This is a genomic window from Hymenobacter arcticus (genome assembly GCF_054779975.1).
This window is the reverse complement of record NZ_BAAGXF010000001.1, coordinates 57,830-80,728: the sequence shown is the minus strand read 5'-3', so window position 1 is coordinate 80,728 and position 22,899 is coordinate 57,830. Positions and strand designations below refer to the sequence as shown.

At 59.7% G+C, this 22,899-nt stretch carries 22 protein-coding genes; 7 read left to right on the top strand and 15 right to left on the bottom strand.

Annotated elements, in window-relative coordinates; all coding sequences use genetic code 11:
• Positions 1-145: 145 nt before the first annotated feature.
• The 3 genes from ACYVGC_RS00340 to ACYVGC_RS00330 form a co-directional block, all read right to left on the bottom strand.
• Positions 146-1,855, bottom strand: a complete 1,710-nt coding sequence (locus ACYVGC_RS00340) for an FAD-dependent monooxygenase (protein WP_460581785.1) — start codon at positions 1,853-1,855, stop codon at positions 146-148.
• A 134-nt stretch (positions 1,856-1,989) separates the two neighbouring features.
• Complete coding sequence (locus tag ACYVGC_RS00335; protein ID WP_460581784.1) at positions 1,990-2,853, bottom strand: helix-turn-helix transcriptional regulator; 864 nt, start codon at positions 2,851-2,853, stop codon at positions 1,990-1,992.
• Positions 2,854-2,949: 96 nt separating this feature from the next.
• Positions 2,950-3,411 (bottom strand): peptidylprolyl isomerase, encoded by a 462-nt coding sequence (locus tag ACYVGC_RS00330; RefSeq protein WP_460581783.1) that lies wholly within the window; start codon positions 3,409-3,411, stop codon positions 2,950-2,952.
• Positions 3,412-3,579: 168 nt separating this feature from the next.
• On the opposite strand from ACYVGC_RS00330, the gene ACYVGC_RS00325 reads away from it, so the two are divergent.
• Entirely contained in the window at positions 3,580-4,218 is a 639-nt protein-coding gene (locus ACYVGC_RS00325) for a fasciclin domain-containing protein (protein ID WP_460581782.1), read from the top strand.
• A gap of 148 nt (positions 4,219-4,366) precedes the next feature.
• Here ACYVGC_RS00325 and ACYVGC_RS00320 read toward each other — a convergent pair whose 3' ends face one another.
• The 6 genes from ACYVGC_RS00320 to ACYVGC_RS00295 all read right to left on the bottom strand — a co-directional run bounded on the left by ACYVGC_RS00320 (position 4,367) and on the right by ACYVGC_RS00295 (position 11,319).
• Positions 4,367-5,251 carry an NAD(P)-dependent oxidoreductase gene (locus ACYVGC_RS00320; RefSeq protein ID WP_460581781.1) on the bottom strand — a complete coding sequence of 295 codons (885 nt, stop codon included), beginning with the start codon at positions 5,249-5,251 and terminating at the stop codon, positions 4,367-4,369.
• Between the two features lie 42 nt (positions 5,252-5,293).
• Positions 5,294-6,862 carry a hypothetical protein gene (locus ACYVGC_RS00315; RefSeq protein ID WP_460581780.1) on the bottom strand — a complete coding sequence of 523 codons (1,569 nt, stop codon included), beginning with the start codon at positions 6,860-6,862 and terminating at the stop codon, positions 5,294-5,296.
• A gap of 47 nt (positions 6,863-6,909) precedes the next feature.
• Positions 6,910-7,836, bottom strand: a complete 927-nt coding sequence (gene rsgA / locus ACYVGC_RS00310) for a ribosome small subunit-dependent GTPase A (protein ID WP_460581779.1) — start codon at positions 7,834-7,836, stop codon at positions 6,910-6,912.
• A 96-nt stretch (positions 7,837-7,932) separates the two neighbouring features.
• Positions 7,933-9,177: a 3-deoxy-D-manno-octulosonic acid transferase gene (locus tag ACYVGC_RS00305; protein ID WP_460581778.1), complete on the bottom strand. Its 1,245-nt coding sequence runs from the start codon at positions 9,175-9,177 to the stop codon at positions 7,933-7,935.
• A 133-nt stretch (positions 9,178-9,310) separates the two neighbouring features.
• Positions 9,311-9,892, bottom strand: coding sequence for a peroxiredoxin (locus ACYVGC_RS00300; RefSeq protein ID WP_460581777.1), 582 nt, complete (start codon positions 9,890-9,892; stop codon positions 9,311-9,313).
• A 128-nt stretch (positions 9,893-10,020) separates the two neighbouring features.
• On the bottom strand, positions 10,021-11,319 hold the full coding sequence (locus ACYVGC_RS00295; protein ID WP_460581776.1) for an amino acid kinase family protein: 1,299 nt from the start codon (positions 11,317-11,319) through the stop codon (positions 10,021-10,023).
• A 175-nt stretch (positions 11,320-11,494) separates the two neighbouring features.
• Here ACYVGC_RS00295 and fbp point away from each other — a divergent pair, with 175 nt between their 5' ends.
• Entirely contained in the window at positions 11,495-12,508 is a 1,014-nt protein-coding gene (gene fbp / locus ACYVGC_RS00290) for a class 1 fructose-bisphosphatase (protein WP_460581775.1), read from the top strand.
• A 145-nt stretch (positions 12,509-12,653) separates the two neighbouring features.
• Here fbp and ACYVGC_RS00285 read toward each other — a convergent pair whose 3' ends face one another.
• From ACYVGC_RS00285 to yihA, 3 genes are all read right to left on the bottom strand, one after another.
• Positions 12,654-13,205 carry a DUF5606 family protein gene (locus ACYVGC_RS00285; protein ID WP_460581774.1) on the bottom strand — a complete coding sequence of 184 codons (552 nt, stop codon included), beginning with the start codon at positions 13,203-13,205 and terminating at the stop codon, positions 12,654-12,656.
• Positions 13,206-13,300: 95 nt separating this feature from the next.
• Complete coding sequence (locus tag ACYVGC_RS00280; protein WP_460581773.1) at positions 13,301-13,756, bottom strand: energy transducer TonB; 456 nt, start codon at positions 13,754-13,756, stop codon at positions 13,301-13,303.
• 64 nt (positions 13,757-13,820) lie between these two features.
• Entirely contained in the window at positions 13,821-14,438 is a 618-nt protein-coding gene (gene yihA / locus ACYVGC_RS00275) for a GTP-binding protein (RefSeq protein WP_460581772.1), read from the bottom strand.
• Between the two features lie 482 nt (positions 14,439-14,920).
• On the opposite strand from yihA, the gene ACYVGC_RS00270 reads away from it, so the two are divergent.
• From ACYVGC_RS00270 to ACYVGC_RS00255, 4 genes are all read left to right on the top strand, one after another.
• Entirely contained in the window at positions 14,921-17,116 is a 2,196-nt protein-coding gene (locus ACYVGC_RS00270) for an OmpA family protein (protein WP_460581771.1), read from the top strand.
• 141 nt (positions 17,117-17,257) lie between these two features.
• Positions 17,258-17,986: a class I SAM-dependent methyltransferase gene (ubiE, locus tag ACYVGC_RS00265; protein WP_460581770.1), complete on the top strand. Its 729-nt coding sequence runs from the start codon at positions 17,258-17,260 to the stop codon at positions 17,984-17,986.
• On the top strand, positions 17,935-18,762 hold the full coding sequence (porT, locus tag ACYVGC_RS00260; protein ID WP_460581769.1) for a type IX secretion/gliding motility protein PorT/SprT: 828 nt from the start codon (positions 17,935-17,937) through the stop codon (positions 18,760-18,762). Before ubiE ends, porT begins: the two co-directional genes overlap by 52 nt.
• 41 nt (positions 18,763-18,803) lie before the next feature.
• Entirely contained in the window at positions 18,804-19,544 is a 741-nt protein-coding gene (locus ACYVGC_RS00255) for a Rossmann-fold NAD(P)-binding domain-containing protein (protein WP_460581768.1), read from the top strand.
• A 116-nt stretch (positions 19,545-19,660) separates the two neighbouring features.
• Here ACYVGC_RS00255 and ACYVGC_RS00250 read toward each other — a convergent pair whose 3' ends face one another.
• From ACYVGC_RS00250 to ACYVGC_RS00240, 3 genes are read right to left on the bottom strand one after another with little or no spacing between them, the layout of a single operon-like run.
• A complete protein-coding gene (locus ACYVGC_RS00250; RefSeq protein ID WP_460581767.1) occupies positions 19,661-20,326 on the bottom strand; it encodes an alpha/beta hydrolase in 666 nt (221 codons plus the stop codon).
• A gap of 34 nt (positions 20,327-20,360) precedes the next feature.
• Positions 20,361-21,029, bottom strand: coding sequence for a YggS family pyridoxal phosphate enzyme (locus ACYVGC_RS00245; protein ID WP_460581766.1), 669 nt, complete (start codon positions 21,027-21,029; stop codon positions 20,361-20,363).
• A gap of 26 nt (positions 21,030-21,055) precedes the next feature.
• Entirely contained in the window at positions 21,056-22,069 is a 1,014-nt protein-coding gene (locus ACYVGC_RS00240) for a vWA domain-containing protein (RefSeq protein ID WP_460581765.1), read from the bottom strand.
• A gap of 75 nt (positions 22,070-22,144) precedes the next feature.
• Between ACYVGC_RS00240 and ACYVGC_RS00235 the strand changes: the two genes are divergently transcribed.
• Positions 22,145-22,837, top strand: a complete 693-nt coding sequence (locus ACYVGC_RS00235) for an HAD family hydrolase (RefSeq protein ID WP_460581764.1) — start codon at positions 22,145-22,147, stop codon at positions 22,835-22,837.
• The last annotated feature ends 62 nt before the right edge of the window (positions 22,838-22,899 follow it).

Here is a 22,899-nt window from a genome sequence, read left to right as displayed (position 1 = left end):
TTAGCTGCAAGTCATGGTGGAGATGGGTAGCGGGCGTCAACACTGGTTTGCGCAGGTACCATACCTACTTGCGCACCAGCGCAAAAACCTGCTCCTGCCAAGCGTGGTCCATTGAGGAGTTGGCTGCATCAGCTGCCATGAGGCGTCAGGCTTGGGAAGTAGTTGCGGCGGCCCCAAACACTCGGGCGCAGTACTGGCGCAGGAGGCCTGGCTGGTCGGCCGGGCCCCGGAAGGCCAGATGGCCATCGGGGCGCACCAGCACCAGCGCCGGCTGCTCTTCTAGGTGGTAGGCCTGGTGGGCGTGGCCGTCGCGGTCGGCCAAGTGAACAATGGGGCTGGCCGCTGCCGGCGAGGCCAGGGGAGCCGCCAGTACCAGCCGCGGCCGCACCCACGGCCAGCCGCCTACCTCAGCAATGGCCGCTACTAGCTGTGGCGTCGCGTCGGCTTGGCGGCCATCGAAGGCCAGCAGGCTCCACCCGTAGGTATGCCCGTCGGGGTTGTAGAGGTGGGCAAACAGGGATACTGTTTCACCCTCGGCCGTGGTGACCTGGGCATCGGGGGCGCGGTCACCGGCCTGTGGTACGCCGGGTTGCAGCAGCTGCCGCAGGCGCAGGTGGTCTTCGCTAAGCGCACTCTTGGCGTAGCCAACCCGCAGCTGCTGCCCGTCGCCGCTACCTAGAAGCTGCCAGCCAATGTGGGGAAACACCCGGCCTGCTGCCGCTAGTAGTTTGTCTTCCAGCTGATTGCGGTACAGCAGGTGTTCAAAGCCCTTGGCTTGCTCGGCATCCAGGGCGGCATGGATGCCCTGTCGCTCGGGCGAGTAGCTGGCCAGCACCGCCGGGCCGGCGTGGCCGGCCAGCGTCTGGGCCAGCCGCCAGGCTAGGCCTACCGCGTCGTGAAAGCCCGTATTCATGCCCTGCCCGCCGATGGGCAGCGTGAAGTGGCCCGCGTCGCCCACCAGGTACACGCGGCCTTTGGAGTAGGCGGACGATACGGCGTGCTGAAAGCGGCTGTGTGTCAGCCAGATGGGGTCGGTAAGCGTGAGCGTCGCGTCGCCGGTTACCTCGCGGGCCCGTTGCTGAATTTCGGCTAGCGTCGGGTCGCGGTCGGGCACCAGCTTTTCATCCTCCAGAAAGAACAGCCGGTGGTAGCCTCCCCAGACCGGCATCACCCCGGCAAACCCGTTGTGGTACGTGAAAAACCACAGCTGATTGGGCTCCGTGGAGCGCTGCCAGCTCAGCTTGGCATCGGCCTGGTGGTTGGCCCGGCCTTTAAACTTTTCCGGTTCGTAGTCGAGGCCCACGGCCTTGCGTACGGTGCCTTCGGTACCATCGGCCCCCACGAGGTAGCGGCACCGGATGCGCTCAAGCTCACCACCGGTAGCGGCCTGTTCCTCGGTACTGGCTACCCACACGGTCACTCCCTCGTCGTCGGGCTCCACGCGTAGGGCCTTGCGCCCGCGCTCTACCTGCACCCCGCGCGCCGCCAGCTGCTCGGCCAGCGTTTTCTCCATTACATCCTGGCCCGAGTAGAGGGCCTGGGGAAAGGGGCTGGCCACCTCGTCGAGCTGCACGTCGTCGAGCGGGTTGCCGTCGATGAAAAGGTGGATGCGGTCTACCAGGTAGGCCCGCTCGGCCAGGGGAGCGCGCAGCCCCACGCTGTCGAGCAGTTCTTGGGGGCGCGCCCACACATTATTGGCTCTGGAGTACTGGCTGGGCGCTGGCTTTTCTTCTAAAATTCGGCACGCTACGCCGTGGTGGCGCAGGGCGTTGGCGGCGGTAAGGCCAATCGGGCCCGCCCCAATGAGGAGAACGTCGGTATCGAAGGGCAGCGGTTGTGCGGGGGCAGTTGACATAGAGTGGCAGAAAGGCGACTGCTGGAAGAACCTCAGCGTGCCTGCCACAAAGGTCCGGCCCTGCTTGCTGAGGCATAAGCAGATTCTTGCTTTCTTACCGAGTCATTCTTGCTTTTCTGCGCGCGGAAGCGGGTTTACTGGCCCTGCCTCCGCTGAAAGGCCTGTGGCCCCTGCCCAGTGGCTCGCTTGAAGGCAGCGGAGAAACTGGCTGGGGAGGCAAAGCCCAGCACCTCGCTCACGTGCGTTACGGAAGCGTCGGCCAAGCGGAGCAATTGCTGCGCCCGCTGGATTTTCCGGCGCAGCACGTAGTGGTAGGGCGCCAGCCCCGTAGTTTGCTTGAATAAACGCGCAAAGTGAAACACACTGAGGTTGGCCAGGCCCGCCAACGTTTCCAGGGTCACGGGGGTGCTCAACTGTTCTTCCACATAGGCCTCAATGCGTGCTAGCACGGCCGCCGGCAGCTTGCCGGCCGGCGCGACGCGCCGCTCGTAGGCCCCGTGGTACTCAATAAGATGGTAACACAGCGCATGAATAAGCGACTCGGCGTACAGCGGCCCTGTGGCGTGGTGGTCACTGGCCACCGCCAGGAGCTGCCGGCCGAGCTGCACCAGCAGGGGGTCCGCGAATTTTGCGCGCTCCTGAAGCGCGAAGTAGCGCAGGTCCAGCCCCTGCCGGGCCAGCTGCTCAAGGTACTGGTCGTCTACCATCAGGTAGGTATTGGCGCTGGCGGCCGTCCAGGTGATTTGGCCGTACTCGCCGCCCGGATACAAGCCTAGGTCGCCCGTTTGGTAAACCTCTTGCTGCACCCGCGCGCCGCACTGCCGCTGCACGACAAAGGGGGCGTCGACCTGGTAGAGCAGCAATAAATGGTGGCGGTGGTGGTGCGCCGGCAAGGCCATCGCGCCCAGGTGATACTGCTCGACCCGGACGCCAGGCCAGGTCAACGGGACACTGGTAACCAGCGGTGGGGCCGCGAAACTCTCCGAAACATAGTGCATAGCGCAGGAAAATGGCTTCGCAAACAGTATAAAAGCAATAAGGCCACCCTAGGTTAGTAGAATAGCCTTATTAGATTAAAGAGGATATGGCAAAGCTTATTCCTCGTCTTTTACCACAATCTTGGTAATCTCGTCGTTGCCACGAATCTGGTCAATCACGTCCAGGCCTTCCACTACCTTACCGAACACGGTGTGCACGCGGTCGAGGTGGGCAGTGTTCTGGCGGTCGTGTACAATGAAGAACTGCGAGCCGCCGGTGTTTTTGCCGGCGTGGGCCATGCTGAGCACGCCGCGCTCGTGGTGCTGGTGGCCACCGCTGGTTTCGCAGTCAATTTTGTAGCCGGGGCCGCCGGTGCCGGGCTGACCTTTGGCACCGGGCTTGGTGTTGGGGTCGCCGCCCTGAATCATAAAATTCGGGATAACGCGGTGAAACTTAGTGCCGTCGTAGAAGCCTTTGCTGGCCAGGTCGGTAAAGTTTTTAACCGTGTTGGGCGCGTCCTGCTCGTAGAACTCAACTTTCATAACGCCCTTAGGCGTGTGGATTTCAGCGGTTTTCATCGAAAAACAACGTAAAATGAGGGGTGGGAATCGGCGCTGCATCTAAGGGTAGCGCGCTGCGAAGGTAAACCAGCCGGCCGCCGCTGGGGTTTAAGCAGAACCGGGAGGCCCGCTTATTACGTATGCAAAGCTCCTGATTTTCACCTCATCCCTTTTTTCACCGTTTTCATGAAGAAGTTATTCTTCCCCCTCGCTACTGCTGTGGCCATTTCGTTTGGCCTCACTAGCTGCGGCGGCGACAAAACCACCGAAACTACTACCACTACCGAAGCCAGCACGGCTAACCCTGCTGACTCAGTAGCCGCTATGGCCGGCGACTCGGCCCGCATGGCCAAGCCCGGCGGCGTAATGGTAGACGGTGTGGCCATGACGGCCGATAAAGACATTGTGGACAATGCCGCTGGTGCCAAGAGCGTGAGCACGCTCGTGTCGCTGGTGAAGCAGGCTGGCCTAGTTGAAACGCTGAAGGGCGCTGGTCCTTTCACCGTATTTGCCCCCACCAACGATGCCTTCGGCAAGCTGCCCAAGGCGGCCGTGGCGGCCCTCACCGACCCTGCCAACGCGGCTAAGCTGAAAGGCGTGCTGACCTACCATGTAATCGCCGGCCGCCTGATGGCCGCCGACCTCAAGGATGGCCAGGAGCTAACCACCGTGAACGGTGAGAAGCTGCACGTAATGGTAAAAGACGGTAAAGTGATGGTGGGCAATGGCAAAGATGCCCCCGCTACCGTCGCCATCGCCGACGTAGTATCGAAAAACGGCGTCACCCACGTTATCGACACCGTCGTACTGCCGCTGGCTAAGTAACACTTTTTGTCAGGCTAAAAAAGAACGTCATACTGAGCTTGCCGAAGCATCTCTACTGCGCCGATAGGTTAGTACTCCTATCGGCGCGGTAGAGATGCTTCGGCAAGCTCAGCATGACGTTCTTTTGTTGAGTGCTCTTTACTGGCTGTTAAAGCCCCGCGTCTTCCGATACGCGCTTGGCGAAGCTGGCCCAGTCCACGTCGGGCTCGCCCAGGGCCACGGTGGCCGTGAGGCGGTCGCGGATGATGTTGGCAAACGGCATCGGAACTTCTTGTTTATAAGCCTCTTGCACCACCAGGTTCATATCCTTGCGGATGATGGCGGGCGGCGCGCCCACCGGCTGGTAGTGCTGCTCGGCAATGAGCTTGCCGTAGCCCTTGTAGATGGGGTTATCGAAGAGCGTGCTGGTCAGCATGTTATAAAAACCTACCCGGTCGAGGCCACTTTTCTCAGCCAGCGTCAAGGCTTCGGCCATGCCTTCGATTACGGTGCCGAGCAGAAAATTGCCGCACAGCTTGGCCACGCTGGCCGCGCCGGGGTCGTCGCCAAAATTGTGGGTGCCCTGGCCGATGGCCGCCTGCGCAGGTTTCAGTCGTTCGCGCGCTTCGGCTGGTCCCGAAGAGCCTATCCAGAGCTTACCCAAGGCTGCTACATCGGGCTTGCCAAATACGGGCGAGGCCACCAGCACGGAGCCGTGGGCGGCGTGCGCCGCGGCTAGGCGGCGGTTGGTATCGGGGGCCACGGTGCTGCACGAGGCATGGATGGCACCTTGGGGCAGGGCACTCAGGATGCCGTCGGGGCCGGTGGTAATTTCTTCCAGCGCCTGGTCATCGGTGAGCATGGTGAACACGATGGCGGCGTCGCGCACGGCTTCGGCGGGGGTGGCGGCCACGGTGGCACCTTGCTGACGCAGAGGTTCGGCTTTGGCGGCGGTGCGGTTGTAAACGGTGAGTGGGAAGCCAGCTTTGAGCAGGTTGGCGGCCATTGCCGCGCCCATGCTGCCCAAGCCTAAAAAGGCAATTTTATCAGCCATGAAGAAGAAAGAAAATCTAAAATGGCTGGGTGTACGCAAAACCTACGGCGCAGGGCTGGGCGTAGCCGCAGAGTCGGGGACGGCAGCGGGCGCGGGCGCAACTACGGTGGGCGTAGCGGTGCTGTCGGTGAGCTGCTTAGCGGCGGTGCCCGGTATGGCGGCTGGTTCCGGGGCAGCCGAATACAGGGAGGCATCGTCGGTATCGGTCTGAATTGGGGCTAGGGCACTATCGACCACGTAAACCACGTTGGGCGCGGCCCCTTCCTCCGCCTGCAAAACAGTTTTGCTACGAGGAGCGGCCGTAGCAGCGGCCCGCGGTTTGGGTGGGTGCGCCAGCCGCACCATGCCCCAACTGCCCACGCCCAGCCCAGCTAACACCAGCGCTACCACGCCCCAGCGCTCGGCCTGGCGCAGGCGGCGAAATGAAGTAGGGCGGGGCCTGGCCGCCGGCTGCGTTGCCGCTTGGCTTGCGGGCCGCCGCGCAGCAACCGCAGCTGCTGGATGTTCTGTTGCCAGCGGCGGCGTGGGTGCCGGCACCTGGGCGGCTTTATTCGTGGTCTGTAACTGCTTGATAAGCAAGCCAAGCTGCTGAATGCGGGCATCAAGCTCGTGATTACGGGCGGCCAGCTCGGCGCGGGCGGTGCGCAATTCGCCTTCCAGGTTGGCGGTGGCCTGTTGCTCGGCCCGCCGCTCGGTGGCCGATAGCCCGGCTTGCGCCAATTGCTGCCGCAGCTGGGTTAGCTCCTGGGTGCGGGCGGCCTCGCGGGTGGTGGCCTCTTGGCGCTGCTGGTGCAGCTCAGCTTGCAGCTCGTGGCGTAGCTGCTGGAGGCGGGCCTGCTCCTGCTGGTCGCGCAGGTGCGGGTCGGGTAGGCTGCCGCCGTAGGACGGGTCAGCCGGAATATCCTCGGCCCCCAGCCAGCTCCACAGCTGGCGCAGCTTCTGCGTTAGAAAAGTAGGCAGGTCTTCGAACAAGCTTTCGGGCACGCCTTGCTGGTGGGGTGCGTACGGCTCGTTGGCCAGGTATTCGCCCCATTCGATTAGCTCGTCGTCAGCTAATGTAAACAATTCACTAACTGGCGACTGGCGCAGGCGGGCGGGTAGCTGCGCGGCATCGCCCACCAACTGAAAATCGTGGGCCGCCGCGTGGCGATGCAGCTGCGCCTCCACCTCGGGCCCGAACGTAAGCGGCGCGTCGAATAAGGCGATGCCGCCGCACGGGGGTAATTCGGCCATTGGCAAGTCAAAATGCTCGCTCAGCCAGCCTAGCGCGCCGGCTACTTGCCGCTGGTAGTGCGCCAATGGATTGTCGGCTCCCTCGTAGCCCGGTAGCGGCTGCCCGGCGAGTTGCCAGGCCCCGTGGGCCAGCGCGGGCAGGGTCAGGCGCCCGGCGCGGGGCGTTAGCAGCACCAGCGTTACGCTGCCCGGCCGCACCACCAGCATGTCGGCTTCAATGGACGTAAAAGCCCCCAGGTTGCCCAGCAGCACGGTAGCCGGCGTGCCAGCCTCGGTATATAGCGCCGCCCGCACGGCCTCATACTGCCGCTGGTGGCCGGTATCGGCAAAGGGCACGGGCAATACGCTGACCAGCATGGGTTGAGGAGTGAAATACAAATTGCGAATCAGATGAGCATGCTGTTCTACCAAACCCCTGATTCCCCCTAATGGCGGTTATCGTCGTCGGCCAGCATGCTGAGGTAGCTTTCGTAGCGCGGCACGGCCAGCTTGCCCTGGTCCATGGCCTCGCGCACGGCGCAGCCGGGCTCGTGCACGTGCTGGCAGTTGTGGTAGCGGCACTGGTTGAGTAGGGCGCGCATCTCGGGGAAGTAGCCCGCCAGCTCGGCGGCGGGCACGTCCACGAGGCCCAGCTCCTTAATGCCGGGCGTGTCGATGAGGTAGGTGCCGGGTACCACTTCCAGCATTTCGGCGAAGGTGGTGGTGTGCTTGCCCTTATCGGAAAAGGCGCTGATTTCGGCCGTTTTCAGGTCCAGGTCGGGCACCAGTTCGTTGATAAGCGTGCTCTTGCCCACGCCCGAGTGGCCCGAGAGCAGCGAAATCTTGTTGGGCAGCAGCGCGGCCACGCCCACCACATTGTCACCCGTTTCGGCCGAGCACAGCACGCTGGGATAGCCCAGGCTGGCGTACATGCCGGCTATCTGGCGCTGGTAGTCCAGGGTATCTTCATCATAAAGGTCTGATTTATTGAATATTAGCAAAGCAGGCAAATGATACGCCTCGGCCGTGACCAAGAAGCGGTCGATGAAGCCAAACGACGTGGCCGGCGACACCAGCGTAACTACCAGCAGCGCCTGGTCGAGGTTGGCGGCCACAATGTGGGCGTGCTCGCTCTTGTGCACCGAGCGCCGGATGATGTAGTTGCGGCGCGGCACAATAGTGTGAATCACGCCCGCGCCCTCCGATTGCTCGGGCACCTCAAACTCCACTAAGTCACCCACGGCCAGCGGGTTGCTCACCTTCAGGCCCTGGTTTTTGAACTTGCCGCGCAGCCGGCAGCGGTGCAGCTGCCCATCGGGCGTTTCGCGCACCACGTACCACGAGCCGGTAGATTTGACGACAACTCCTTTCATTTCAGTTATCAATTATCAGTGAACAGTTATCAATTCAAGTAAGCAAGTAGCGCATTGAGCAAGCCCGAAATGTGGGCTGCGAAAAGCTGATACCTGTTAACTGATAATTGATAACTGAGAAAGAATGCGGCCCGTGGCCCCGGCGTGGGTGTGCACGTATTCGAGGCTCATATCCTGCACTTTGAGGCGGGCCTCCTCGTTATAATACAGCCGGTCGAAGGCCGATTCGAGCTGCTGGGCTGATTGCACCGAAAAGGCGCAACCCAGCTCCACCAGTTCCACCGCCTCCTGAAACCGCTGGTAGCGCGGCCCAAAAAACACCGGTAGCCCAAAAGCCGCCGCCTCCAGCGTGTTGTGCAGCCCCGCCCCAAACGCCCCGCCGATGTAGGCAAAGCGCCCGAAGCGGTAAAGCTGACTCAGCATCCCCACGTTGTCAATCAGCAGCAGGCGGGCGTCGGCCACGGTGGCGGGCGTGGCCCGTGAGTAGCGCACCGTAAGGCCCGGCAGGGCGGCTTCTACCTCCAGCAGGTGCGCCTCGCTCACCTCGTGCGGGGCCACGATAAAGCGCATACCGCGGGCGTGCTTGCGCAGCAGCGGGGCCAGGGCGGGCAGGTCCTCGGGCCAGGTGCTGCCGGCCACTAGCGTGGGCGCGCCATCGGCCACGAAGGCTTCGGCCAGCGGCAGGGGGCGGGCGGGGGCCAGCGCCGTGGCCGCCACGGTGTCGAAGCGCGTGTCGCCGGCCACGCTCACCCGCACTAGCCCGATGCCGCGCAGTAGCTCGGCCGAGGCTTCATTCTGGGTGAAAATATGGCTGAGTTCGCCCAGAATTTTCCGAAAAAAGCCGCCCCAGGGTTGGAAAAAAACCTGGTCGGGCCGAAAAATAGCCGCCACTACCACTGCCGGAATCTGGCGTTGCCGCAGCTCGCGCAGGAAGAAGTACCAGAACTCGTACTTGACAAACACGGCCAACTTGGGCTGCACGCTGTTGAGGAACGCCTGGGCATTTTCGGCCGTGTCGAGCGGCAGGTAGAACACGTAGTCGGCCCCTGCCCAGTGCTGCCGCACCTCGTAGCCCGAAGGCGAAAAAAACGTGAGCACAATTTTGTGGCCGGGGTACTGCCCGCGCAGCCCCTCAATGAGCGGGCGGCCCTGCTCAAACTCGCCCAGCGAGGCGCAGTGCACCCACAGGCGCGGCGCGGCATCGGCGGCCAGGGCCTGCGCAATGCGGGGCAATAGCCCTTCGCGGCCCGCCACCCAGGCGGCAGCCTTGGGTACGAAGGGCGACGCCAGGCGCAGCAGCAGCGCGTAAAGGGTTAATCCTAAAGAATATATAAAACGCAAAAAAGGCTGCATTCGGAATTAAAAGTCCGAACGCAGCCCCAAAAATACGGCAAATATGTGCGGTAAGCTTTAGCTTGCCGTTATAGAACAAAAGGTTTTATCCTATAACGGCAAGCTAAAGCTTACCGCACTTTTAGGCCTCCTCGGCCTCCCAGTTGGCGGGGCATGTTTCGCCGTGCTCTTCGAAGTGGCGCAGGGCGTCTACCATGCGCAGGGCGTCGGAGATGCGGCGGCCCAGGAAGCGGTCGTTCACGAGCTGGTGGCGCACAATACCGTCGCGGTCAATCAAAAATAAACCCCGGTAGGCCTGCGGCGAACCGATAAAAGTCATCTCGCCGGCTTCGTTGTAATCGTAGTGGCCGGCTAATACGTCGTAATTAGCTGATATTGTTTTGGTTGCATCGGCAACGAGTGGGTACGTAACGCCCGAAATGCCGCCCTCAGCTTGCGGCGTGCGCAGCCAGGCCTGGTGCGTCTGGTGCGAGTCGGTGCTACAGCCCACCACGGCCACGCCGCGGCGCTCAAACTCGGGCAGCATGGCCTGGAAAGCCAGCAGTTCGGTAGGGCAGAGGCCCGAAAAATCGGCCGGGTAAAAGAACAGCAGCACGTAGCGCTTACCCAGGTAGCGGTCGAGCGAAAACTCTTCCTCCACCTGCTGGCCGATAACGGCCGAGGCCTTGAAATTGGGGGCGCGCTTACCAACGAGAACGGGCATTTTGTTGAGTTATAAGTTAAAAATCATGAATTAGCGCCGGCTGCTTCTGCGTCTTCTGCGCAAAACTTCAGCGCCCTCTGCGGGCTAAGACGTTGCTGCCGCCTCATACTCCAAACGCCCCCAAACAGTTATTCGCGCACCAAAAACTGAAACGTGCTGCGCGTACGCTGCTCCAGCAGCAGTTCCCGCCCGCTGGTAAGCCGCTCTACGCTGGCCTGGTCATAGTGCTTAATCGTAAAGAGCGTCAAATCAGCATTGTACTGCACCCGAAACTGCCCACCCAGTAGCTCCAGTAGCCGCTTTACCCGCATCTCCGAGTAATCGACGCACACCGAAAAGCTGATGGCCGAGTTCTGCATCAAGTTAATCTTGAGCCGCGCCTGCGCCAGCGCCCCAAAAATCACCTCCAAGTTCTCCTCCGAGATAAACGCAAAGTCCTTGCTCTCAAACGACAGCAGCCCCTGCCCACCCTTGCGAATAAACGCCGGCACCAACGGCGGGTGCTGGCAGTCGTGAATAAGCGTGCCCGGCGCGCTAGGGTCCAGAAACGACTTCACCCGCAGCGGAATACCGCGCTCAGCCAGCGGCTTCAACGTCTTGGGGTGAATAACACTGGCCCCGTAAAACGCCATTTCGATGGTTTCCTGATAGCTGATTTCGGGGTACAGCACCGTGTCAGCAAATATTTTGGGGTCGGCATTGAGCAGGCCCGGCACGTCTTTCCAGATGGTTACTGACTCGGCCTGCAGGCAATAGGCGAAGATGGCGGCGGTGTAATCAGAGCCCTCGCGGCCGAGGGTAGTGGTGCGGTGGTCGTCTTTTACTTGGCCAGTAAAGCCTTCGGTGACTAAAATGCGCGCATTACTAGTAAAGAATAATCCTTGAATAGTCTTTTCGGTTTCCTTCCAATCTACCTTACCTTCTCGCCAAGTGGAATCCGTTATAATTATCGACCCACTATGGTAAACTTCTTCCTCTAAACTGCTGGCTAACGCATAGTAAACTAAATAAGAGGAAAGCGCTTCACCAAAGCTTACTACCTGGTCATACCCCTCATCGTAGCTATTGCTCGGCGAGAGGTTTACTAATTTATAAGCTAGGCTTTCGAAAAGACTTTCTAAACCAGCATCTAGTTTGCTGAGGTCGACGCCGGGGTGAGGCAGAGCTTTGCCTATTTCTTTGCCTGCTTGCTCATGATAAGCTTTTAAAGCCGCCAACTGCGTCGAGTAGTTTTCACCTCGGTGCGCCAAATCATAAATCTCCTCTAGCGCATTGGTCGTCTTGCCCATTGCCGACACCACAATGAGCAGTGGCCCCTGCGGCCCAAAGTCGCGCACGATGCGGCAGAGATTGAGAATCGCCGCCGCGTCTTTCACCGAGGCCCCGCCAAATTTGTAGACCTGCAAGCCCGTTAGTTCATCTTTCATAAGGCCCAAAACTAGGGTGTAGCGGGGAGAGGTGGCATAAGCAAGCTAGCCTAGGTGCGGCCGCCAGCCGCCGAAACGGCTTCCGCAGCCGCTGCAATCGTGTGCGCAGGTTTTGCTAGGCCGCTTGCCGTGCTTCGGCTAGCTTTGTAAGCAATTCTCGCCCTTATCCGCTTTCATGGACCACAATAAGCTAGCCCTGCCCGTTGGCACTACTCTCGACCGCTTCATCATGCGCAAGCAGGAAGACTTTCCCTACGCCACCGGGGAGCTGTCGCAATTGCTGCGCGACATCGCGCTGGCCGCCAAAATTGTGAACCGCGAAATCAACCGCTCAGGCCTCATCGACATTGCCGGGGCCTACGGCAACCGCAACGTGCAGGGCGAAGACCAACAGAAGCTCGACGTAATAGCCAACATCCGGTTTATCAGGGCGTTGCGTAATGGGGGTGAAGTCTGCACCATCATCTCGGAGGAGGATGAGGACATCATCCAGACCGGTAACAACCAGGGCAAGTACGTGGTGGCCATCGACCCGCTCGACGGGAGCAGCAACATCGACGTCAACGTTAGCATCGGCACTATTTTCAGCGTTTACCGCCGCATTTCGCCCACCGGCCGCGAGGGCACCGAGGCTGATTGCCTCCAGCCCGGCACCCATCAGGTGGCGGCGGGCTACGTTATCTACGGCTCCAGCACCATGCTGGTGTACACCACCGGCAACGGCGTCAACGGCTTCACCTACGAGCCCAGCCTGGGCGAGTTCTTCCTCTCGCACCCCGACATCCAGACGCCCAAAACCGGTACCGTTTACTCCATCAACGAGGGCTCGTCCGAGTCGTTTTCGCCTGGCGTGGCCGCGTTCATCCAACACTGCAAGGCCACCAATTTCTCGGCCCGCTACATCGGCTCGCTGGTGGCCGATTTCCACCGCAACCTGCTCAAAGGCGGCATCTACATTTACCCCGCCACCGCCAAAGCGCCCGGCGGCAAGCTGCGCCTCATGTACGAGTGCAACCCGCTGGCCTTCATCGTGGAGCAGGCCGGCGGCAAAAGCTCCGACGGCACTCACCGCACCCTCGAAATCGAGCCCAAAACCTGCCACGCCCGCTGCCCCGTGTTCATCGGCAGCCGCGAGCTGGTAGAGCAAGCCGAAGCCTTCCTGGCCAAGGAAAAAGAAAACGCAGGGTAGGCGTTAGTTTGCCATCGCCCGCGCAATAAAAAGCGTCATGCAGACCGAAGGGAAGCATCGCGCTCGAATCGTTGAACTAACTATCTCAACGATTCGAGCGCGATGCTTCCCTTCGGTCTGCATGACGCTTTTTCAAGCAGGAATACTACTCCGCTTTCTTGCTCTTCTTGGCCGCTGGCTTAGCGGCTTCCGTGGTCACTTCGGGGTTGCCGGCGGGCGTGGCAGCCTCATCTTCGGCGCCGATTACGCCGCCGGTGCTCAGGGGCTCATCAGCCGCCGGCTCGGCGTCAGCCTCCGCCGCGGCTTCGTAGGGTACGTGCTGGCTCACAATGCCATACCAGGTAGCCAGCTTCTTGATGTCGGAGAGGTACACGCGGTCGCGGTCGTACTCGGGCATCACATCGGCCAGAAAACTCTTTAGCTCACTCTCGCCCGATTTGCTGGTTACGGGTAGGCCAGCGCCATGCTTCTGGTGGATGCGCTCGAATATCTCCGTCAGCGGCAGCGTCTCGTCCGAATCCTGGGTATACATGCCGATTTCACTCAGCAGCGATACTTTGTTGCTGGCCGGGGCCAGCGAGCGAGTTGCTTTGGCATCCAGGCTTTCCACCAACACACCGTGGCGGGCGGGCCGCACCAGGCGGAACAAACCCGGCTGGCCACTGATGGCCGCCAGCTCTTTCAAATCGTAGGGCATTCTTTTTGTAATTAGGAATTGGAATGAAGCATGAAGAATAAGGAAGGAGCAGTGAAAAGCCAACCGGCCACTACCTCCGTCCCGCTTCGTCATGCTTAGTTTTCTAACGCGTTCGAGCCAGTCACGCCGAGCTTGAAGTCGATGGGCAGGCTGGTTAAAATCGGGTATTCGGGTTTCTTGAATTTGAGCAGGCGCACTACGCGGGCCGCTTCTTCGCCGGTGCCGCCGCCCACTTGCTTCACAATGCGCAGGCCCTGCATGGTGCCGTCGGGGTTCAGGGTAAAGCTTACGATGCAGCGCCCCTGCATGCGGTTGCGCTTGGCCAGCAGCGGGTACTTCAACTCCTTGGCAATGAAGGCGTACATCGCCTCCTGCCCGCCTTCGTAATAAGCAGCCACCGGAATGTCCTTGCCCACGTGGGCAATGCCCGCGCCCTGCTCAGTCTGCGGTACCGTCTGCGACGGGGGCACCGTGTTGGGCTTGGGCGTTTGGGCGTGGGCGGCGGTCAGTAAGCCGCAGATGGCCAGGGGCGTAAGCAGTATTTTTTTCATGATAAGTAAGAAAGGACAAAGCCGGAAAGACCCTGCCCCTGGGCAATTGACGGGCCAAAAGTAACTAAGCGCCCGCGGCATCGGCAGCCACCTGCCGGTTTATCTCCGTAATAAAGTCCAATACTTCCTCGCGCCCCAGCCCCGTTTCGGCCGACGTCACGAAGTAGCGCGGCAGCTCGTCCCAGGTTTCGCTCATTTTAGCCAAGTAATTGCTAATGAGTGCTTTAGTTTGACTGGTCGATTGCTTGTCGGTCTTCGTAAAAATCATCACGAAGGGCACGCCATCCTCGCCCAGCTTGGTCATAAACTCCAGGTCGGCCGCTTGCGGCGCGTGGCGCGAGTCGAGCAGCACGCACACGCAGGTTAAGTTTTCGCGCTTGGTGAGGTAGGCATTTATCATCTTGCCCCACTCGGCGCGCGAGGTCTTGCTCACCTTGGCGTAGCCGTAGCCCGGCAAATCGACCAGGTACCACTCGTCATTGATATTGAAGTGGTTGATAACCTGCGTTTTACCGGGCGTGCTCGACGTTTTGGCCAGGCCCGAGCGGCTGGTCAGCATATTTATCAGTGACGACTTGCCCACGTTGGAGCGCCCGATGAATGCGTACTCGGGGCGGTTGGGAGGCGGGCAGAGGGCTACTTGCGTATTACTGACTAAAAAACTTGCTTCACGAATTACCATTATTGGGTTACCTATCGGTCGATGCGGGTACAAAGATGCGTTGCACTACGGGTGTCGGCTTGGTCCCGAGCGCAGCAATAGTAGCTAAATAGTTGTCTTTCAAAACCTGCCACTATATTTGCACGGTTTCCCTTAGCCATTATTTAGAACGCCCACAGCCTGTTTAGACAGTTGCCAGCCCGCTTTAGTGCCCCAGGCCTGCCAGGCGGCCCGCGCTTTTCAGGTATATTTGTTGTCGCAATGGGCTTTACGGCTCTGCATTTATTTCCGCTCTTCCCTGGCCAACCGGGCCAACCCTGACGCCGGAATTTAGTATAAGTCGGCAAAAGCAGGCGCACCCCCGGGCTGTGTTTGCCCACCACTAGTGCTGAAATCCTTCTTTCGCTCTTCACTCTAAAATTTTCCAATACACCCTTTTTTCAATGGACAACGTATCCAAAAGGCTGCTGCAAGCTTCCTGCGCGCTAGCTTTAACGGCAACCGTGGCTACATCAGCCCAGGCCCAAAGCACCCGTAAGGACCTGCAAACCGGCAACAAGCTGTTCAATCAGGAGAACTACCGTGCCTCCATCCCTTACTACGAGCGGGTGATTGCTAAGGACCCCAACAACGCGCAAGCCTTGTTCCGGGCCGGGGTAGCCTACTTGTCCTTTGACAAAGAGAAGGCTAGCGATTACATCTACAAAGCCCAGAAGCTGAAGCCGAAGGTGTCGAAAGATGTAGAGTACTGGCTGGGTCGCGTTGACCACCTCAACTACAACTTTGATGAGGCCATCACGCACTACCAGGCTTACAACGCTACGTTGAAAAAGCGTAACGATACGCGCCGCGAGGAAGTAGCACAGCTCATCCAGCACAGCAAAAATGCTAAAGTGCTGTTCAACTCGCCCAAGGATATCTTCGTGAAGAACCTTGGCCCGACCGTGAACACGCAGTACGCGGAGCATAGCCCCGTTATCTCTTCGGATGATAAGACACTGATTTTCACTACGCGTGCTAACCCAGCCGATATTCCCGGTCTGCAGCAGCGCGTTGGTAAGAAAGATATTGCCGCCGATGGTGAGTACTACGAAGGCATTGTAGAAACGCACCGCATCGACGCCGACAACTGGGAGAAGCCCCGCTCGCTGGCTACTGCGCTCAACAGCAAAGGCCACGACGCCTCGGATCAGCTGTTCGACAATGATACCAAGCTGCTCATGTACCGTGACGACGAGGACGGCGACGTTTTTGTATCGTCGAAGACGCAGGGCGGTGATTGGGGTCAGCCTACCAAGCTAAACAGCAACGTTAATTCCAAAGCCCGCGAAGGTGATGCTTACATCACGCCCGATGGCTTGACGCTGTATTTCTCGACCGGCAAATACTCGGAAGACAACAACCTTGACCTCTACTACAGCACCCGCACGGCGGGCGGCGACTGGGGCACGGCAAGGTCGCTGGGTGGTGCCATCAATACCAAAGAGGACGACGATAGCCCGTACTTGAGCCGCGATGGCAAGACGTTGTATTTTGCTTCGAAAGGGCATAATACGATGGGTGGCTACGACATCTTCCAGTCGAAGTACGACAGCATTGGCCACAAGTGGAGCCGCCCCGAGAACATGGGCTACCCCATCAACACGCCTGATGATGACTCGTACTACCGCCTGGCTCCCGATGGTACGTACGCTTACCTCAGCTCGTACCGTATTGGCGGCTACGGCGAGAAAGATATCTATACCATCAGCTACATCAAGAATATCACCATCAAAGGTGCCGTGTACTCGAAGCGTGACAGCACGCAGGCTATCCCCGGCGTGGAGTTGGTGTTCAACGGTACGCAGGCCGATAAAACGGCCATCAGCTTCCGCGACGTAACCAAAGACCCCGGTGGTGATTACCAAGTAAAAGTTCTGTCGGCCCGTACCTACCAGGTAGCCGTGAACAAAGATGGTAAGAACATCGAAACGCAGGAGTTTGCCGTGCCGATTTCGACGAACGATTCGACGAGCATCACCAAGAACTTCTACGTTGACTACATCGATACTACCAGCACGGGCATTGCTCGCGGTATGCGTCCGATTTACTTCGACACTGACAAGTACAAGCTACGCGCCGAGTCGATTACCACGCTTAACAACACAGCCGCTATCCTGAAAGCCAACACTGGCCTGAACATCTCGATTGAAGGCAATTGCGACTCGCGTAACACGGATGAGTACAACATGGTACTCGGCCAGAACCGCGCCGATGCTGCCAAAAACTACCTCGTGAAGCAGGGTGTAGCCTCGGCTCGCCTCACCACGGTTAGCTACGGTGAGCGCAAGCCCGCTGCTCCGAACGATTCGCCTGAGAACATGCAGCTCAACCGCCGCGATGACTTCAAGGTAGTGTTGAAAGAGGGGGAGAAAATGCCCGTGATGCAGCCAGTTGCTCCGGCCACTACTACCACCATGTCTTCTGGCTCCACCACGGTTTCGACGCCCGCAGCGCCGCTACCCGGCAAGAGCAAAGTGAAGATGGCCGACGGCACGAAGGTGAAAACCAAAGTGGACGAGGACAGCGATAAAGTAAAGGTGAAAACCAAAGGTGCCGCTGGCGAAAAGTCGAAGACAATTGCCAAAGACGGCGAGCTGGATTCGAAAGCCAAGGACGCTTCGGGTGAGAAAGCTAAGGTGAAAACCAAAGCCGAATAAGCTCCGGCAGATTTGCTGAAAAAATAGAACGGCCGGACGAACAGTCCGGCCGTTTTTTTGTCCTGCTGGGTAGCGGGCCCAACTTCGTGGCTGCTTCCTACGCAATTTTTGCGGCGCACTGCCGTTCTTTGCACTCCTCCTATGGCCGTAGTACCCTACAAAGAAGACGCCGCCGATAAGAAATCGCAGGTGGCCAAGATGTTCGATAACATCGCTGGCAAGTATGACTTCCTGAACCACTTCCTGAGCGTAGGCACCGACATCTACTGGCGTCGCAAAGCCGTGGACGAGTTGCGTGCCCTGCGCCCGGCCCGCATCCTGGATATTGCCACGGGCACGGCTGACTTTGCCATCGAAACGCTACGGGCCGCCGCTCCCGACGCCCAGATAACGGGCGTCGATATTTCGGCTGGTATGCTGGAAGTGGGCCGCCAGAAGCTGGAGGCTAAGAAGCTGAGCCACCGCATCAAGCTGGAGCTGGCCGATTCGGAAAACCTGCCGTTTGGCGACAACGAATTTGATGCCGTAACGGCCTCATTTGGCGTGCGTAATTTTGCGCACTTGGAGCGCGGGCTGGCCGAGATGCGCCGCGTGTTGCGGCCGGGTGGGCAGCTCGTTATTCTGGAGTTCAGCAAGCCAACGGCTTTCCCGCTCAAGCAAGCTTATAACTTTTACTTTAGTCGGGTGCTGCCGGTTTTTGGCAAGGTAATTTCCAAAGACCAGAGCGCGTACACCTACTTGCCTGCTTCGGTGCAGGCTTTTCCCGACGGTGCCGAGTTTGTGGCCATTTTGGGCCGCGTCGGCTTTACTAATCCTGCATGGCAACCCCTCACGTTCGGAATCAGCTCCATTTATACGGCGCGCAAATAAATGCCAGTGGTTTGGGCCGTGGGCTGGCCCCGCTGCTGCTGTTGCTGCTACTGGCTGGCCCCGCGTTGGCCCAGCGCAAGCGCAGCGATGCCATTGACCGCAGCCGCAAGGGGCGCATCAAGGGCATTACAGTGGAGAACCTCTCCAACTATAACGACCGGTTTTTCCGACCGGGTATTTACATCGCGCCCAACTTCTCGCGCTTCTTTTTGGAGCAGTCGGCAGCCTACTTTCAGGCGGCGCAAAATGGCCGGGGCCTCGCGGCTAATTCCATCATTAGTCCTGGCTTCGCAGTGGGCTTTATTGGCGATATCCGGCTAGGAGCGCCCAGCACGCCGTTTCACCTGCGCTTTGCGCCGGGCCTCAACTTTTTGACGCGCCGGGTAGAGTTCAAAAGTGCCGGGGCGGGCCAGCCCGATACCATTCGTAATCAGGAAGTGGGCACCACGCAGCTAGAGTTGCCGCTGCTGCTCAAGTACCAGTCGAACCGCCGACGCAACACACGCTTCTACATGATTGGGGGCGTGAAACCCAGCATTGCTGTGACGCAGCGCCAGAGTACGCCGGCCATCAACCAATTGACCGTAGCGCGCAACGACGTGTTGCTGGAATATGGTTTTGGTCTGGACTTGTTCTATCCTTACTTCAAGTTTGGGCCCGAGCTGCGCTTTTCACACGGCTTGCGCAACATCCTGGCCCCGCGTGATAACCAGTATAGCAGCAGCTTGCAGAGCTTGCGCACGAATACGGTTACGCTTTATCTCAATATTGAATAAATACGAATAGTTGGCGATAACTATTTGGTAAATAGTATTTTATGAAAACTGCATTTATCACGGGTGCTTCTTCTGGCATTGGCTGGGCTACGGCAACGGCCCTTGCAAAATCGGGTTTCCAGCTAGTGATTACGGGCCGGCGGCGCGAGCGCCTCGATGCGTTGGTACAGGAACTAGTACCGACGCCCGTGCACATTCTCACGTTTGATGTGCGCGACCGCGCCGCGGTAGATGCGGCGGTGGCCACGCTGCCGGCTGAGTTTGGCCATATCGACGTGCTCATCAACAACGCGGGCAACGCGCATGGGCTGAGTGCGATTCAGGAGGGTGACCCGGCCGATTGGGATGCCATGCTCGACGGTAACGTGAAAGGCTTGCTCTACGTGAGCCGGGCCGTGCTACCGCGCATGGGCGAAGGCGGCTTCATCGTCAACATGGGGTCGATTGCGGGCTACGAGGCCTACGCTAATGGCAACGTGTACTGCGCCTCCAAGGCCGCCGTGGCAATGCTTACGCGCACCATGCGGCTCGACTTGCTTCCCAAGGGCATTCGGGTGGCCGAGGTAGCCCCGGGTATGGTTGAAACCGAGTTTTCAGAGGTGCGCTTTAAGGGCGACGAGGACCGGGCGGCCGGTGTGTACAAGGGTGTGCAGCCGCTGCAAGCTACTGATATTGCCGAGATTATCCAATTCATAGTTACGCGCCCGCCGCACGTGCAAATTGCGGAGGTAGTGGTGTTTCCAGCGGCGCAGGCGGCTGCCGCCACGGTGCGCCGTAGCTAGTTGTGCGAGAGCGGCTTGCTTGCTAAGGAGGTTGCTTTTTGCCAATAAGAAAGACGAGTTAAAAACCTGGATTGTCAGGTTTCTAACTCGTCTTTCTTATTGGCATCGAAATTACGTTAGGTCAGCGCGGTGGCGTATAGCTGCTGTAGTAAGTCAGCGTGTAGCGTGTGGCCGCCGGCGAAGCGGAGGGTTGTCACGCGGGCTGCGTACTGGCGTAAAACTTCGGCTTGGCCGTGCAGCTTGACAGGACCCACGTACTCATCTTGGTCGCCGCTGACCAGCGCCACGGGTAAGCCAGCTAGCAACTGCTGGGCGGCCGTGGCGTCGATATCAGCTGGAAAGTCGCCGGCCCATAGTATCAGTTGGTGAGGCCGCCAGCGCCCAGCGTAGCGGGCCAGCCAGCGGCTGGCCGTGGCGGTGCCCTGCGAAAACCCTAATACTGTGACGCGTGCGTCGGCGGGGCAAGCAAGTAGCAGTTGGTCAAGTAGTTGATTCAGGTAAGCTGCCTGGTCGTCCATTTCGGCCAGGCGGTCGGCGCGGGTCATCCAGGAAGCGCCCACGCGGCCGCTCGTGCCCGTGAGGTAGAAGCGCGAGAGGCCCTCGGGGGCCACGATGACCGTGCCGGCTGGGTCGGCCGCGTGCAGGGCCGCGAAGTGTTGAATAAAGTACTCGGCCAACTGGCCGTAGCCGTGCAGCACCAGCCAAAGCTGCCGGGTGGTGGGCGAAACCTCACCCAATTGCTGATAACGGGCCGTGCGGGGTACGGAAATATGGTGTTCCACCGAGAGAATAAATGCGGATAAAAAGTAGTGTAGCCTACGCGCGGTGGCCAAAAATGGCGCTGCCCACCCGAATGAGCGTGCTGCCTTCGGCCAGTGCCCAGGCGTAGTCGGCGCTCATGCCCATGGAGATTTCGCGGAAGTCCTCACTACCTGCGAAATAGGTGGCTTTCAGGTGGTCAAAATGCTGACGGAGCTGCCGAAACTCACCCCGCACCAGCGCCTCATCGGGCGAGTTGGTGGCGATGCCCATTACGCCGGTTAGGTGCACGTGACGCATCGCCTGGTACTCGGGCGACTGCAAAATCTCCTCGGCCTCAGCTAGGCTCAGGCCGGTTTTGGTTTCCTCCTGGGCAATGTGGAATTGCAGCAGGCCGCAGATAACTCGTTCGTGCTTAGCCGCTTGCTTGTCCAGCTCTTGCAGCAGGCGCAGGCTGTCCACACTTTCCACGGTATGCACGAAGGGAGCCAGGTATTTGACCTTATTGGTCTGAAGCTGACCGATTTGGTGCCACTCCACATCGGCGGGCAGCTCGGGCTGTTTGGCGGCCATTTCCTGCACCCGGTTTTCGCCAAAAATGCGGGCCCCGGCCGCGTACGCCTCACGCAACAGCTCAACGGGATGGGTTTTAGTGACGGCTACCAGGCGGGCGGGCGTACCGACTAGCTTTTGCTCGAAAGCGGAAATATTAGCAGCGATGGACACGGTTTTAAAGTTTAGTTTCTACGGAGTTAATCTTCTAGTACATTAGTCATAAACGTGCTGCGCAAGGCCAGCCAGAGCAGCCAGAGCGCGATGCCCAGGCCCAAATAAGGCCGGTAAAAATCCTGTACGTTGCGGTAGCGCTGGGTGCGGATGTCGGACTTTTCCAGCCGGTCGATTTCGCCGAAAACGCGGCTAAGCGCGGCGTTGTCGGTGGCCCGGAAGAAGCGGCCGTCGGCGGCCTGGGCCAGCTGCCGCATGGTGGTTTCGTCGAGGCGGGTTTGCACAAAGCGGGGCTTGCCGGTGGTCGAGTCGCGGCCGTAGGGCACAAAGCCATCCTTGCCTAAGCCAATGGTATAGAGTCGGATACCGTAGGCATGAGCCAGCTGCGCCCCCAGCAGTGGGTCGAGGCTGCCGGCGTTGCTTTCGCCATCGGAAAGCAGCACGCAGATGCGCGACTTGGCCGGCGACTCGCGCAGCCGGTTGATGGCCACGCCCAGCGCCGTGCCAATGGCCGTGCCATCGTCGTCGATGAGGCCGGGGCGCAGGCTGCGCAGGTTGTCGAGCAGCAGGTCGTAGTCGGTGGTGAGGGGCACCAGCGAATAGGCCTGCCCGGCGAAGGCTACCAGCCCCAGGCGGTCGCCGGCCCGGCGCTGCACAAAGCGGCGCGCCAGGCGCTTGGCGGCTTCGAGGCGGGTAGGCTTGAGGTCCTCAATCTCCATGCTGCCCGACACGTCGATGGCCAGCACAATATCGATGCCCTGGCCCGTTTGGGTGAGGTGCTCGCTGGGCCGCTGGGGGCGCGCTACGGCAATTATCAATAGCATTATACTGAGGGCTAATACGATAACCGGAATGAAGCGTAGCCCGGCTCGCCAGTCGGCCCGGATGCCGCCCGGCCCGAAGGCCACCACCACCTGCCGCCGCCGCCGAGCCAGCAGCCCGCGCAGCAGCGGCAGCAGGGGCACCAGGGCCAGCAGCAGCAGCAGGCGCGGGTGCTGCCACTCGTAACTGGCCAGGGTAGCGTAGGAAAAAAGATTCATGCAAAAAGGGCCAGAAGGCGCAAATTACGGCCATTCGCGAACTCGGGCCGGTGGGCCGCCTGCCGCAGGGTACCTTTGCCCCGACCTTATGCCCTCGCGGCCGGCCCCATGATTCGTACCGTGATTTTTGATATGGATGGCGTCATTATCGACACTGAGCCCATCCACCACCAAGCCTTCGTAACTCAGTTTGCCGAGTTGGGCATTACCGTATCAGATACGCTATATGCTTCGTTTTTAGGCTCTTCGACGCGCAATGTATTTCAGCGCCTGAAGCAGGAATTTAACTTGCCGCAGGAGGTAAATGCGCTGCTGCTGCGCAAGCGGGAGCTTTTTAACAAGGCTTTCGATGAAGATGCCAACCTCGATTTGCTGCCCGGCGCGCGGGCGCTTATTGAAGATATTCAGCAACACGGCGTGCAGCTGGTAGTGGCCTCGTCGGCCTCCAAGGCTACCATCGCGCGGGTGTTCAACCGGTTTGGGCTGGCACCTTACTTTAAGCATACCGTTAGCGGTGAAGACTTTGCGCAGTCGAAGCCTAACCCAGCCATCTTTCTGCACGCGGCGGCCCTGGCCGAAACGCCCGTTACCGAGTGTATCGTTATCGAAGACTCGGCCAACGGGGTGGCGGCGGCTAAGGCGGCCGGTATTTACTGCATTGGCTACGCAAGCCCGCATTCAGCTGGGCAGGACTTGCGGTTGGCCGACCGCGTAATTCAGCACTTTTCCGAGCTTTCGGCAGTCGAGATTCAAGCGATTGTAGGGTAAGCTTTAGTTTGCCGGCGCGCTTGATGGCAAGCTAAAGCTTATCCTACACGCAGCCAGCGCGG

Bases quoted from the DNA above. Each gene is read 5' to 3' on its own strand.
- ACYVGC_RS00340 (WP_460581785.1), bottom strand. From the start codon at position 1,855: ATGTCAACTGCCCCCGCACAACCGCTGCCCTTCGATACCGACGTTCTC.
- ACYVGC_RS00335 (WP_460581784.1), bottom strand. From the start codon at position 2,853: ATGCACTATGTTTCGGAGAGTTTCGCGGCCCCACCGCTGGTTACCAGT.
- ACYVGC_RS00330 (WP_460581783.1), bottom strand. From the start codon at position 3,411: ATGAAAACCGCTGAAATCCACACGCCTAAGGGCGTTATGAAAGTTGAG.
- ACYVGC_RS00325 (WP_460581782.1), top strand. From the start codon at position 3,580: ATGAAGAAGTTATTCTTCCCCCTCGCTACTGCTGTGGCCATTTCGTTT.
- ACYVGC_RS00320 (WP_460581781.1), bottom strand. From the start codon at position 5,251: ATGGCTGATAAAATTGCCTTTTTAGGCTTGGGCAGCATGGGCGCGGCA.
- rsgA (WP_460581779.1), bottom strand. From the start codon at position 7,836: ATGAAAGGAGTTGTCGTCAAATCTACCGGCTCGTGGTACGTGGTGCGC.
- ACYVGC_RS00300 (WP_460581777.1), bottom strand. From the start codon at position 9,892: ATGCCCGTTCTCGTTGGTAAGCGCGCCCCCAATTTCAAGGCCTCGGCC.
- ACYVGC_RS00295 (WP_460581776.1), bottom strand. From the start codon at position 11,319: ATGAAAGATGAACTAACGGGCTTGCAGGTCTACAAATTTGGCGGGGCC.
- fbp (WP_460581775.1), top strand. From the start codon at position 11,495: ATGGACCACAATAAGCTAGCCCTGCCCGTTGGCACTACTCTCGACCGC.
- ACYVGC_RS00285 (WP_460581774.1), bottom strand. From the start codon at position 13,205: ATGCCCTACGATTTGAAAGAGCTGGCGGCCATCAGTGGCCAGCCGGGT.
- ACYVGC_RS00280 (WP_460581773.1), bottom strand. From the start codon at position 13,756: ATGAAAAAAATACTGCTTACGCCCCTGGCCATCTGCGGCTTACTGACC.
- yihA (WP_460581772.1), bottom strand. From the start codon at position 14,438: ATGGTAATTCGTGAAGCAAGTTTTTTAGTCAGTAATACGCAAGTAGCC.
- ubiE (WP_460581770.1), top strand. From the start codon at position 17,258: ATGGCCGTAGTACCCTACAAAGAAGACGCCGCCGATAAGAAATCGCAG.
- porT (WP_460581769.1), top strand. From the start codon at position 17,935: ATGGCAACCCCTCACGTTCGGAATCAGCTCCATTTATACGGCGCGCAA.
- ACYVGC_RS00255 (WP_460581768.1), top strand. From the start codon at position 18,804: ATGAAAACTGCATTTATCACGGGTGCTTCTTCTGGCATTGGCTGGGCT.
- ACYVGC_RS00240 (WP_460581765.1), bottom strand. From the start codon at position 22,069: ATGAATCTTTTTTCCTACGCTACCCTGGCCAGTTACGAGTGGCAGCAC.